Genomic DNA, 13,791 nt, shown 5'->3' with positions numbered 1-13,791 from the left:
AATATGCACCGCCATTTTACAGAAATAAACATCCGGCTGCGGCAATCCTTGCAGCAGTAAGGGCTGTCAGATGGAAAAAAATTTACACCATTTTGTTAAACTCTTTTCTCAGTCTTTTGATAATCCGCTTTTCGAGCCGGGAGATATAAGATTGTGAAATCCCCATCATGTCGGCTACATCTTTTTGTGTTTTTTCTTCTTCTCCGACAAGCCCGAAACGCAGTTCCATAATCTGCTTTTCTCTTTCGTTTAATTGCTCAAGCGCTTTTTTCAGAAGTTTTTTATCCACATTGGCTTCAATGTCTTTTGTAATAATATCATCATCTGTGCCGAGCACATCCGAAAGCAGCAGTTCGTTTCCGTCCCAATCAATGTTCAGCGGTTCATCAAATGATACCTCTGAACGGATTTTGTTGTTACGGCGCAAGTACATTAAAATTTCGTTTTCGATACATCGCGAAGCGTAGGTGGCGAGTTTGATTTTCTTTTCCGGATTAAAAGTGTTTACCGCTTTGATCAAACCGATGGTGCCGATGCTGATTAAGTCCTCGATATTGATGCCGGTGTTTTCGAATTTGCGGGCAATGTAAACAACAAGACGTAAGTTTCTCTCAATCAGGATGGCCCGCGCCGCCTGATCCCCGCTCGGCAGCTTTAATAAGAGCACCTGCTCCTCTTCTTTAGACAAAGGCGGCGGCAGCGCCTCGCTTCCTCCTATGTAATACACTTCATCGCTTTTCAGTCCGAGTTTCATCAGCCATTTATACCACAAATATGTCAGACGCAGCTTAAGTTTTTTCATCTTCCTCCCCCTTCTAAATACAACGCGTTTTGAGTATGATGAATAACAGACTTTTCGTCAGGAAACATGTTTTACAGCCTTCCCTGTCAGCATCTTCGGATGAACGATTCCGTCAAATTCACCGTCCGCGGATAATGGTTTCGTGCTGATGCCGATCAGGCATTTTTCACAAGCGATCATTTCGTCCTTTGTTAAAATCGTGACGTAATCCGGCTTTAAACAGAGTAAAAATTGATTGTCCTGGCCGACACCCCTGTATGGAATCAGCCTCAGCTTATCCGCATGGCGGAACGAATCATCAAGCTGCTCTATCACTTCAAGCGGACTGGCGGATTTGATGAGGTCCGTTTCCTTTTCGCTGAGAATCGGAGCGAATTTGTCAATGTGAAGGATCATGACCGGCGTTTTCGTCAGCGGATCATACAGCTGATTCCCAGAATCCACCAATCCTTTCGCGCGGATTGTCTGTCCGCTGAATTCCGCCTGCACCATGACAAGTTCATCGTACTGAATGGACTTCGTCTCGATGTCTTCAATTCTCTTTTTCGAAAAAAACCATATGGCCGGAAATCCGATAACTACAAACATCCAGCTGATCGGGTCGCCGAATCCGGTCTGGCTTGTGACCATTACGCCTTGCTGCACAATTGATTCTGTCTGCAGCAGGGAATGTACGCCGATCATTCCCCCGCCGACGAGAAAAGTCGCGAAATAAAAGGCGAACAAATTTTGAAAAAAGTATCGGAACCGTTTAAAGCCAAAAGCCGTAAGCACGATGACTACTGAAAACGCCATTTTTCCCGCCGGATGCTCCACAAAGGGAGAAACAGGCGTAAACATCAGAAGCACAATGGCTGACCCGATGAAACCGCCGGCGGCCACTCTTCTTTTTTTCACCTGGCGTTTTAAAATAAAGGCGGTCAATAAAAGCAAAAGAGAATCAAAACAAAAGTTCAACAGCCAAATGACATCCAGATAGATTTTCACATCTGACCCCTTTCCTCTTTTGTCTTACTTATCTGTTTCTCTCTCTTGTTTCATAAGTATAAAGCAAGCTCTGTGGGAAAGTCTGTCAATTAATGTTGAGGGTAAAGTACAATTTTTAAGGGATAACCGTTTTATTTGTCGAGGGCCGAAAGGGTTGCTTTCCTATTGTCCGCTTCAACTAAAAAAGCGCTGCCGTGATCTGGCAGCGCTTTGTTTTACTCATTGATATAAAGTTTTCCTTTAGCCGTCTGTCTCGTTTCATTTCCGTAGTCATCTCTTGCGATAACGTCAATTTTTGCTCCGCTTGCTTTGATGGAAGAAGTCGCCGTCCAGTAACCCTCATATCGTCCCGGAGAAATTTCTCTCAGCGGAAGCTCTGTTGCGTTTTGGCTCCCTGCCCGGGCGTTTGTCAGAGGCAGACGGATAACGAAGGAAGCGTCTAATTTCGTTCCGCTTGAAAAAGCGATTTTCACTGATTCTCCGGCTTTTAATTCCTTATCCGCTCCGGGAACCAATCCGGAAATGACAGGAGCATTGTAATTGACATCGATCACCGTCTTTTTCGTTGTTTTGTTACCCGCTTCATCTGAGGCCGTGACCTTGATCTCATTGCTGCCGTTTTCCAGAAGGGTTCTCGCTTGATAAGAACCGTTATTTACTTCAGCTTTTTTTCCGTTCACCTTTACCCATTTTAAATGGGCGTCGTGCACTTTTCCTTTTACGGTCACTGTTTCTTTATTTGTTTTATCACCGTTTGCCGGACTGTCAATCGTCACATCCGGTTTATCCTCATCCAGTATGACCGTGACAGGGCGTGACTCATCGGTTGACCCGCTGTCTGTCACAGATGCCGCCGTCAGCCGATTGGCGTCTTTAGTGAGTGTGACGCCGGCCTGGAAATTGCCTTCTGCATCTGCTTTCGTTTCTGCGGCGGTTTTACCGTTATTGGTAAGACGGACAGCGGTTTTTGGTGAAGCCGTTCCTTTCACCGTGATTGACTTCTTGTTTGTAAATGACCGGTCTTCAGGCGACGTTATGTCAGGCACAGAAGCTTCGTAGTCGACCAAAGCCCTGATCATAAAGTTTCCGTCTGATTTATCGGTTTTAGACCAGCGGCCGTCAAGGTATTGCCAGTTTCTGTTCGAGTACGGACTGCCGTCATCAGATGACAGGGCAGGTGTATAAGGATCGGGTTTCGTCTGGCGGAACACAAGATAAAAATCCTTCCCGACCGCGATTCCTTTTGAGCTGAGATCCACTTTGGTCCATTCTCCGTTTCGAAGCGCTTCAGCTTGGAACGGGCCGGCAATTTTGCTGCCCGGAGCGCCGTCAGGGCCGGATGCATCATATACTTCTGCTTGAAATTCGGTACCTCCCGGATCAGGCCAGTCTGCGCCCCAAAATTTAAAAAGGCCTCCCGTCAGCATACCGTGTTCTTTTCCGTCTTTAAGCGTCATCTTAACGGCAGATTTGCTGCCGGCTTTAAAATATGACAGCGCGGCTTCTTCCGTCCCGTTATCATAGGCAATTTCCCCTTCATAACCGATATACGGCTTAAGCTTGACGTTTTTTTCAGCATCCCCTTTGATGTCAACAGAAAATTCGCTATTGTAAAAGCCTTTTGCCGCTACTTTGATTGTGTAGGAGCCTTCGTACGCCTTAAGCGAATATTCCCCTTTATCGTTTGTCACCGCCGGTTCAATTGCGGCATCCTCGGCCACATAAAGCGCAGCCCCTTTTACCGGTTTGCCTGTTGACTGATTGGTGATGGTTCCTTTTAGCGTGCCGGACGGCATTTGCTCCAGAGTAAAGTCTGCCTGTGCGGTTTTGTCTGATTGAATAGAAACTTGTTTCGAAGCGGACTTAAATCCGTAAGCCTCTGCTTTCAGCGTATAGCTTCCCGCCTTATGCGACAGGCTGTAGCTTCCGCTTGCAGGGTCGGAATATACGGATTTCCCCGTCTCGGCGACACTGATTTGCGCTCTGAGAGGCAGGAGGTTTGTTTCACGTTTTACTCTTTTTCCGGGTGATTTCACTGCCGGTTTGGCCTGTTTCGGACTGACGGCTTTTTTCTTCAGGTGGCCGGGAGGTGTTTGTCTATTGTGTTTACTTTTTTTAGCCGCCTTGCCGAGAGAGCTGCTTGAAAGCCGGACATCATCGATATACCATCCGTCTTCATTCAGTACTTCGTCTGACTGCATATTAAACATGAGCTTTATGTTTTGGCCTTTATACGCAGATAAATCTGCCTCTTCATCGTTCCATCCTGCGGAGTCACCATTGTAAACGGCCGCCTGCTCCCAATTTGATTTCCCTTCCGGAAGAACGAACACATACCCGTAATCAAAAAATTCTTCGAGCTTGTGCCAGCTTTTAAATTGCAAAAACAGCCGTCCTGTTTCCGGAACTTGAATCGGAGGCATCACCAAATTCATGTTGGCTGAATCGGCATAAGGGCCGGACAGATTCGTCGCATACACTTTATCTCCGGAAAATGCGGCGCCGGGCCCTGAACCCGGGATACCCCATTCCCATTGGTCATGTGTCCCGTAACTGGACCAGCCCGCCGGCTGTGATTCAAAATCCTCTTTGTATCCCGCCGTAATGCTCGGTTTCACGTCAGCCCGGTACGTATCAGATTCTACAGAATGACCTCCGAAATCTTTTATGGTCCATTTATAACTTACCTTGCTTCCCGTTACATCCGGAATCTCCGCCTGGTATGTTCCCTTTTTTTCATCACCGCTTTTTTGAACGGCGGCTGTCGTTTTCCACTTTCCTTCATCAAACTGATAGGAGAGGATCACCTCAGTTACGCTTACATCATCTTCTGCTGTAACCGTTAACGGAAGGTTTGCCCCTTTGTAAGCCTCTGAGACCGGTTCATGATGAAAGCTGGGCGGATTGTGATCTTCGCCCGCAGAAGATACCTGGCCTTCTACACTTCCGATTCCGTCCGTTACGGCAGAAACGGCATCAAAAGCGTTAACGAGACCGTGGCCGTAACCGTTATTCGGTGATTCCGGAAAAACGGAATCTGTCAGTTTTTCCGCGGTGCGCGTCAAAACGTCTTCCATTTCATCGACCGTAATAGAGGCGTTCGCCTGCCTTAACAAAGCCGCCGTCGCCGCCACATGCGGCCCGGCCATTGAAGTTCCGTCCCAGCCGCCTTCGTATGTTCCTCCAGGAATCGAAGAACGGATATTCACTCCCGGAGCCGAAATGTCGGGTTTTGTTTCATGATACGGTGAGGGGCCTTGAAGTGAGAAATCAGCGAGTTTCTTGTCGATGTCAGTCGCACCTGTCGCAAATGCTTCAGGATAATTGGCCGGATTTGCGATTGAACCCGGTCCTCCCGGTGTAAATAAGTCTTCATTTCCCGCAGAGAATTCCGGAAAAATCCCTGCCGCTCTCCACGCATTCACCATATCTCGGTACCACTCGTCCATTCCCGAACCGCCTGCCCAGGAATTATTGACAACATCCGGCGCCATCTCGGGATGCGGCGTGCCGTTTTTATCTTTAGGCGCGAGCACCCATTCACCGGCATCCAAAATATCGGCATCGGTTCCTCCGTCATCTGAAAATGCTTTTACTGCGATCCATTTCGCCCCCGGAGCCACACCGATTTGATTTGAGCCGTCAGGTTCTGAACCCGTCATGGTCCCTGTTACATGAGTGCCGTGTTCAAGATCATCGTAGGGAGCGTCTTTATGGGACACGGCATCATACCAGTTCATTTCATGATTCGGCGCTGCGGGATTTTCAGGATCGTAACCCCGGTATTTTTCCTTAAGCGCCGGATGATCCCACTGAACTCCCGTATCAATGGAGGCGACAACCGTGCCGGTTCCGTCGTATCCTGAGGCCCAGGCCTGCGGCGCATCAATTTGGCTGATATTCCATTCGATGCCTTCCTTTGCTTTGATCTCTTTTTGTTTTTTCTTCATTTGAAAAGGAGCTTTTGATTGTCGTTGAGTAAGCTGACGTTTTTCATTCGGAAGAACTTTTTCTACTTCAGGAAATGAGGCGGCTTTTTCCATTACCTCTTTCGAAGCAGTGACTGCCATTCCGTTGACAATATAATAGGAATGGATGTGATCAGCCTTGCCTTTCTTTTTTTGTTTTTCCAAATATGTTTTCAGATTCTGCTGCGCTTCATGAGCCGCCAGTTTTAAAGAAGAAACGACGGCTGACCGCTTTTGATATTCGGTTTTTGCTGCGGAAAGCGATTGAGACTTGGCGTTTTTTTCTGCTTCTTTGACCGCTTTTTTCGTATTGGCTTTCTCTTTAAATTTGATAAGAAACGTGACTTTATCATTTTTTTCAAAACGCTTCTTGACTGAATCGGAAATCTTATGCTGAATGCTCTTAGAGGAAGAAAGATCTTTGGTGAAAGAAACTGCTCCCGGTGTGCTGTTCGCTCCGGCTGCACCCGGAAACAACAGGGAACTGACGACAATCGCGCTTAAAACGGAGCCTGTCCATCTGTTTCTCGTTTTTTTCTTCAATCGTATCCCCCCTTATTTGGTAACGCCCTATAAAATGTGTATCCCTCCTTCATAATTGGAATCGTTTGTCATTTTCGATGCTGTACGTTAAATGTAGACAATCTTCCATCCAGATATTGTCACATTCTGTAGAAAACCGTATGAAACTAAAAAACAATCAATTCGTCATAGGTATAAAGTTGCTTTTTTCACTGTGTAGATTACGGGGATAGGAAGGAAGACTGTGCACAAAAGAAAAAGGACAAAACCATGTGGTCTTGTCCTTTTTTACATCAGCCGCGTTTGTTGCGGTTTCTTAAAAATGTAGGAATGTCGAGGGCATCATCCGCCGGCTGTGATGTATGGCGGTTCACCGTGTTTTGATGCTGTGTTTCTTCTCGTTTCGGCTCACGTTTCGCAGCGTTTTGGCTTTGAGACTTCAATCCTTGGTTTAAAGTCGGACGCTGCGGTTTTGAGTCATCTTTTTCCTGTTCGATAAAACCGGTCGCAATAACGGTGACGACGATTTCATCTTTCAGATTTTCATTGATAACTGATCCGAAAATCATGTTGACATCAGGGTCAGATGCAGAAGCGACGATGTCGGCTGCTTCCTGCACTTCGTAGAGGCTAAGGTTTGTACCTCCCGTAATGTTCATCAAAACACCTTGCGCTCCGTCGATTGCCGCTTCCAGTAACGGACTGGAGATCGCCTTTTTGGCGGCTTCAGCAGCACGGCTTTCGCCCGTAGCGATCCCGATACCCATCAATGCTGAACCTTTGTTGGACATGATGGTTTTGACATCGGCAAAGTCCAAGTTGATTAAACCAGGCGTCGCGATGAGGTCAGAGATACCTTGCACCCCTTGGCGAAGCACGTTATCAGCTTCACGGAATGCTTCAAGCATCGGTGTGTTTTTATCGACAATTTCAAGAATGCGGTCATTCGGAATAACGATCAGTGTGTCAACGGCTTCTTTCATTGCCGTGATACCGCCTGCAGCCTGCAGCTGGCGTTTTCTTCCTTCAAATGTAAACGGTCTTGTTACGACACCGACAGTCAAAGCGCCTAAGTCCTTTGCGATTTGCGCGATAACCGGTGCGGCTCCCGTTCCGGTACCGCCTCCCATTCCGGCTGTAACGAACACCATGTCAGCGCCTTTCAGCGCTTCTTCGATTTGTTCCTTACTTTCTTCAGCGGCTTTTTTGCCGACTTCCGGATTCGCTCCCGCTCCGAGACCGCGGGTCAGCTTTTCCCCGATCTGCATTTTCACTTCCGCTTTTGACAGGTTAAGAGCTTGCGCGTCCGTGTTCACCGCAATGTACTCTACACCCTGCACTTCATTTTCAATCATTCGGTTGACCGCGTTATTACCGCCGCCTCCTACTCCGATTACTTTAATTGATGCTAAGCCGTCTATGTTTGTTTCGAAATCCAACATGCTAAATCCTCCTAATCTGCCGAATGACTATCAATCTATTCCCAAAACATGCTTAATAGTTTTTTCATTTTGCTCGGTTTGTTGTGTTCGGCTTGTGTTTTTTGTTTTGCTTTTGGACGCTGCTGCGCCTCTGGCCGCTGATGATGTTCTTCTTCGTGAGAGACCGCGATTTCCTGCACGGCTTCTTCCGGCATATGAAAGCCTATTTTTCTTCCCTGAATTCTGGCATTTCGGCAGGCAAATTGTATCAAGCCGACACCCGTCATATACTGAGGGTCTCTTACACCGATATAATTCGGGCTTGCGACCCTTACATTGTGCCTCAGCACTTCCTGTGCCAATGAAAGCACTCCGGGCATTGCGGCCTGTCCGCCGGTCAGCACAAAGCCGCCGGGCAGATCTGTAATTCCCATATGCTCAATTTCGGCTGCGGCAATCTCAAGAATCTCTTCCACTCTTGCTTCAATAATATTGGCAATTTCCTGCTGTGTAAAAGATTGCTTTTGATTCGTTCCTATGACGGTGACTTCAAATACTTCATCTTCTGAAGCCTCATCGTAGAATGCATGTCCGAATTGTTTTTTTACTCTTTCAGCCTCTTCGGTGGAAGTGCGCAATCCGATCGATACATCTTTCGTGATGTTTTCGCCTCCGAGCGGAATGACGGCTGTCTCCTTCAGGTGCCCCTGTTCAAATACCGCCACCGTCGTCGAGCCGCCGCCGATATCAATCATGGCGACTCCGAGGTTTTTTTCGTCTTTTGACAAAGCCGCCGAACCGGCCGCAAGCGGCTGCAGGCAGATATCAGTAATTTCAACGCCCGCTCTCTCCACACAGCGAAGTAAATTATGTAAGATCGTTTTGGAGCCGGTAATCAGCGTGCCTTCTACTTCCAGGCGCACGCCGAGCATTTTTTTCGGATCGGTAATTTCGTCTCTTCCGTCAACGATAAACTGTTTCGGAACGACGTCTACGATCAGCTGCTCATGCGGAACTGACACGACCTGTGCCGCTTCCATTACCCTGCGGACGTCTTCAACGTGAATTTCTTTGTTTTCACTGGAAACAGCGACAACGCCGTTCGTATCTTGAATATGAATATAATTTCCATTAACGCCGACAATGGCTTTTTTCAGCGGAAAACCTACCATTCTTTCAGCTTGGTCAAACGCTTTTCTTATAGAATGAACGGTTTCATCTATATCAACGATTGAGCCTTTTTTCAACCCTTCAGACGGTACATTTCCCACTCCGATAATGTTAAGGGAATCATCTGTCATTTCTCCGACGATCACTTTTGTATTGGACGTACCGATGTCAAGACTGACGTAAAGTTCATTGTTGTTCATTCTATGGCACCTCCTCACATTTCGATCAAATTCTATTCTATTATTTGCGGAACAACAATACAATGAATGTGGCTTTACAAGTGTGTAACAAAAACAACAGCATCAACAAATTCTTATCTGATTTCTCACAATTTATGTTTAATGAAACTATTCGTTATATTCTATGTATATCCTCTTTTATATCGCATTTTTTTTATTTTTTTTAGAGACGGCCCACCTTACCGTAAGATTTCCTGTCACGGTGCCATAATGTGCAAACCAGATGCAAATATACCCGCTTTCCATTAGTCTACACTAAGATGAACCTCCAGAAAAGCTATAGATATTGCCAGAAACATCCGAAAAAAGAAGAAACAGGAGGAAAATTCCAAATGCAATGCTCATTGCAGAAGACACGCCCATTGCATTGAGAATTTTCCGCTTGTCCGGCAGCCATATCCCGGGCAAAAACAAACATAGTCATAATGATTCCGCTATCGGTTATATCGGCTGCCCCGCTGATTGTAATAGATTCTTTTGAATCACCTTTAAATTAGTTCTTTAGAACTATTAATCATTTTCTTTTTTCTTGCCGGATTTACCTTTGTTAAATTCTTCAAAATACGTAGCGACTTCTAAGTGGATAATCCCCTTTTTCCCGCCGTCCAGCTGGGAAACGATAGAAGGATAGGTCTTCATCCGGCCGGCAAACGTTTTAATAGAAGCGGTAACTACATACCCGTCGTTCATATACAGCTTGATCCGGTCCTGATCCATTTTTACCGGTGTATAATAGATTTCAGAAATCGACTGCTTTAGCGAACCGGAAAGCTTATCAAGCTGCTCCGCCATTTTGACCCGCTTTTTCGCGTTTGTCCAGTCAACCAAAATCGGGCCCGCGTCATCCGGTGTGACTTCGTTCGGCAGCACAGTGCCGTTTTCGAGCACTTCATAATACACATCATGTCGCTGCAGATACGCGATCGTCTTGTATTCTTCAATGTGAATGCTGACTTTGTTAGGAAATACTTTTGAAAGTTCCGCCTTTTTCACCAGCTTATTCTGCTCAATCTTTTCTTCTGTTTGTTTCTTGTTCAGACTCCAGAACTCGGTTTGTCCGTTATGTATATCAGAAAGCGCGTTGATCTCTTTTACAGACACGTTTTCGTTTCCGGAAACGGTGACAGAAGACACTTTGCTGATCGGCATCTGCAAGTACACGATGATCAGCACCATCATAAAAAAGAGCACAATGAATGAAATCAGCCGGCGGTTTGCTTTTTGCTTCCGCTGCTCTTTGATTTTCGGAATCCGCTCTTCAATATTTACGATTTTTTCTCTTTCATGATTCGGGTTCACTGCCTGTCCACCTCACTAAGAATGAAACAGCTTGACATTCGTCTGATTGAAAAACAAACGGCATGCTGTGATGCCGTTTGACATTTGTTAAAAGTATATCACATGAGCTCATGTAATCAGAGAACCTTTTAACGATTCCCTCCGATGATTTCAACTTCTGTATGCATGTCAACATCATACTGCTCACGGATTGTCTTTTTCACATATTCAATCAGGTCAAGAACGTCCTTGGCAGTCGCTCCGCCGGCATTGACGATAAAATTCCCGTGCATTTCGGACACTTTCGCTCCGCCGATCTGATGTCCTTTTAATCCCGCTTTTTCAACGAGGTTTCCGGCATGATCCGGCAGCGGATTTCTGAATATGCTCCCGGCGCATGGGCTTGAATACGGCTGAGTGTTTTTTCTGTAATCTTTGTTCTGCTGCATTTGCGCCGTAATGGCTTCCCGTTCCTTTTGCTCAAGCTGAAGAACTGCCTCGAGACAGACGCCGGGGCGTTTTTTCTGCAAAACAGACGTTCTGTAGCTGAAATCCATCTCTTCGTTCGTCAGCCATTCGATTGTGCCGTCTTCAAATAAGATACGGGCTTTCACAAGAATCTCACTCATATCAGATCCGTGCGCCCCGGCATTCATATAGACGGCTCCGCCGATTGATCCGGGAATGCCCGCTGCAAATTCGAGACCGGACATTCCTTTTTTACTCATGGAAGTCGCAAGCCGGACGACCGAATAGCCGCCTCCGACCGTCACCTGATCACCGTCAATCTCCAAATGATCCAGACCCGCTCCCAGCTTGATGACAACTCCTCTTATGCCTTCATCAAGCACGAGCAGATTTGAACCGCGGCCGATAACCGTCCATGGCAGATCATGTTTCTTCACAATATCCATAATATCTTTGACTGCTTCCACACGGTTGGGGATGATTAAAATGTCCGCCGGACCGCCGATTTTCATCGTTGTATGGTTCGCGAGCGGTTCTTGTTCCAGCACTTTGCCGACTTCGCGGTCTCTTAATTCCTGAATTACGTTCTCCATCATAAACCTCCGCATTCCATTTGCTCTATTTTTTTATGTCTTCCATGATACTGTACAGTCTGGCTGCCGCATCCGGAACACCGAGTGATTTTGTCCGCTCACTCATGTCTTTTAAGGTTTCTTCATTCATGACGATTTTGTCCAGCGCAGCGATCAGTTTTTCTCCGCTGAGCTCGGTTTCCTTCAGTACGATTGCAGCGTCATGCTGGCTGAGCGCCTTCGCATTGACTTCCTGGTGATTGGCTGTCACATACGGGCTCGGAATAAGCACGCTCGGAATGCCGAGAGCGGTGATTTCCGCAATCGTCGTCGCTCCGGCTCTGGCCACAATGACATCAATTGATTGTAAGTACTCCGGCATTTGGTGCAAAAACGGTTTTGTCACCATATTATCAGCGGCTTTTCCGCCTTTCAGCTCAGCCGTTACCTTCTCGTAATGTACTTCCCCGGTAATATAAAGCACTTGGTAAGGTCTCGTTTTCAATTCTTCCTGCATATCTATAACGGCACGGTTAATGGGAGCCGCGCCTCTGCTTCCGCCGAAAATGAGCACCGTTTTTTGATTGTCTTTCAGCCCGAACTCAGTTAACGAGCGGCCTGTCTTAATTGAGACGACTTCAGAGGCTCTCGGGTTTCCCGTAAACACAACTTTTTCAGCAGGAAAATGCGATTTTGCCTCTTCAAAGCAAATTGCCACCTTATTAACATATTTTGAGAGAAACTTATTTGTGATGCCGGGCAGGCTGTTTTGCTCATGAATGATCGTCGGAATTCCCATTTTTGCCGCCGCGTATACAACCGGACCGCATACATAGCCGCCTGTACCGATAACGGCATCCGGTTTAAACTCTTTTAAATATGATTTGCTTTTCTTCACGCCTTTTAAGAAACGCATGACGGTTTTTACATTTTCAAAAGAAAGTTTTCGTTTGAAACCTGTAATTTCAATGGCGCGGAACGGGATATTTTCCCGTTCAACAATTTTTTTCTCAAGACCGTTCTCTGTTCCGATATACAAAAATTCCACATCCGGATGCCGGCGCTGAACTTCTTTAATAAAGGCCAGGGCCGGATAAATATGTCCTCCGGTTCCGCCTCCGCTTACTGCAATACGCATTCGTATGTCCCCCTTAATCACATAGCGATAACCCTGTTTTTTAGGACAGGGTTATTGATGTTGTCTGTTTTTTTATAGATAACGAATAAATCATGAGTGATGAGGCAAGATACAGATCAATACCTCGAGTACCGGCTGACATTTAAAAGTACGCCGACCGCTGCGAGCATCAGCGTCAGTGATGAGCCTCCGTAGCTTAAAAACGGCAGCGTAATTCCTGTTACCGGGATCAGCCCCGTCACAACGCCGATATTAATCATGACTTGAATAGCTATCATAGAAATAATACCGATGGCGACAAAGCTTCCGTATAAATCCGGCGCGCCGAGGGCAATTCTGACGCCCCGCCATAATAAAATACTGAACAGCAGCAATATGAGCGAACCGCCGATAAAGCCGAGTTCCTCAGATAAAATAGCAAAAATGAAATCGGTTTGCGGCTCCGGCAGGTAAAAAAACTTTTGCCGGCTTTGGCCGAGCCCCATCCCGAACAGACCGCCCGGACCTACGGCATAGAGCGACTGAATGATCTGAAATCCGCTTCCAAGCGGATCCTCCCACGGGTTTAAGTAAGAGGTAATCCGTTTAATCCGATAAGGAGCGGACAGAACTAGTGCCGCAAATCCGCTTAAACCGATGAGTCCGAGGAACGCAAAATGAGCGATTCGCGCACCGGAAACAAAAATCATCACGATGCACGTGCCCACCATTACCGTCCCCGTTCCCAGGTCTGGCTGGCACATAATAATAATAAATGCAGAAAACACGATTCCGAGCGCGGGAACGAATCCGCGTCTGAATGACGTAATATTCTTCTGTTTTTCAGAAAGAAATTTAGCCAGAAACGCGATCATCGCGAGTTTCATAAACTCCGAAGGCTGAATGCTGAACGCTCCCACTCCGATCCAGCTTCTTGAACCGTTCCGCACCATTCCGACTCCCGGAATCAGCACAAGCACAAGCAGAAAAAAGCAAATGATCAGAAGCAGCTTCGACCATGTGCGCCATGTCCAATAATCCACATTCATAATGAAAAACATGGCAATGACGCCGATCCCCGCAAACAGCAGCTGCCGTTTCGCGAAGAAAAACGAGTCGTCAAATTTATAATCCGCCCATACCGCACTTGCACTGTAGACCATAATTAATCCTATTGTTAAAAGCAATAACGTAATGATAACTAATAACAAATCAGGCGCTGTTTTTTTAGTAGTCAAAGCAATCGA

At 46.5% G+C, this 13,791-nt stretch carries 9 protein-coding genes; all 9 read right to left on the bottom strand.

Annotated features, from left to right (window positions below):
* Nucleotides 1-82 precede the first annotated feature (82 nt).
* Nucleotides 83-802, bottom strand: coding sequence for an RNA polymerase sporulation sigma factor SigE (sigE, locus tag NYE50_RS08580; RefSeq protein WP_007409714.1), 720 nt, complete (start codon nucleotides 800-802; stop codon nucleotides 83-85).
* 57 nt (nucleotides 803-859) lie between these two features.
* The gene (gene spoIIGA / locus NYE50_RS08575) at nucleotides 860-1,789 is read right to left on the bottom strand and encodes a sigma-E processing peptidase SpoIIGA (RefSeq protein ID WP_003154422.1); all 930 of its coding nucleotides are present in this window, start codon (nucleotides 1,787-1,789) and stop codon (nucleotides 860-862) included.
* A 215-nt stretch (nucleotides 1,790-2,004) separates the two neighbouring features.
* The gene (locus NYE50_RS08570) at nucleotides 2,005-6,300 is read right to left on the bottom strand and encodes a S8 family peptidase (RefSeq protein WP_224988532.1); all 4,296 of its coding nucleotides are present in this window, start codon (nucleotides 6,298-6,300) and stop codon (nucleotides 2,005-2,007) included.
* A 272-nt stretch (nucleotides 6,301-6,572) separates the two neighbouring features.
* Nucleotides 6,573-7,721 carry a cell division protein FtsZ gene (ftsZ, locus tag NYE50_RS08565; protein ID WP_003154424.1) on the bottom strand — a complete coding sequence of 383 codons (1,149 nt, stop codon included), beginning with the start codon at nucleotides 7,719-7,721 and terminating at the stop codon, nucleotides 6,573-6,575.
* Between the two features lie 35 nt (nucleotides 7,722-7,756).
* A complete protein-coding gene (gene ftsA / locus NYE50_RS08560; RefSeq protein ID WP_003154425.1) occupies nucleotides 7,757-9,070 on the bottom strand; it encodes a cell division protein FtsA in 1,314 nt (437 codons plus the stop codon).
* A gap of 549 nt (nucleotides 9,071-9,619) precedes the next feature.
* Nucleotides 9,620-10,408 (bottom strand): cell division protein FtsQ/DivIB, encoded by a 789-nt coding sequence (locus NYE50_RS08555; protein WP_007409710.1) that lies wholly within the window; start codon nucleotides 10,406-10,408, stop codon nucleotides 9,620-9,622.
* 128 nt (nucleotides 10,409-10,536) lie between these two features.
* Entirely contained in the window at nucleotides 10,537-11,448 is a 912-nt protein-coding gene (murB, locus tag NYE50_RS08550; RefSeq protein ID WP_007409709.1) for a UDP-N-acetylmuramate dehydrogenase, read from the bottom strand.
* Nucleotides 11,449-11,473: 25 nt separating this feature from the next.
* Nucleotides 11,474-12,565 (bottom strand): undecaprenyldiphospho-muramoylpentapeptide beta-N-acetylglucosaminyltransferase, encoded by a 1,092-nt coding sequence (murG, locus tag NYE50_RS08545; RefSeq protein ID WP_003154428.1) that lies wholly within the window; start codon nucleotides 12,563-12,565, stop codon nucleotides 11,474-11,476.
* A 116-nt stretch (nucleotides 12,566-12,681) separates the two neighbouring features.
* Complete coding sequence (spoVE, locus tag NYE50_RS08540; protein WP_003154430.1) at nucleotides 12,682-13,782, bottom strand: stage V sporulation protein E; 1,101 nt, start codon at nucleotides 13,780-13,782, stop codon at nucleotides 12,682-12,684.
* Between the last annotated feature and the right edge of the window lie 9 nt (nucleotides 13,783-13,791).

This window comes from Bacillus sp. EU55, assembly GCF_038005925.1.
GTDB classification, from domain to species: Bacteria; Bacillota; Bacilli; order Bacillales; family Bacillaceae; genus Bacillus; species Bacillus velezensis.
Note: the sequence above shows the minus strand (reverse complement) of the source record. Positions and strands in the feature narration are given on the sequence as shown.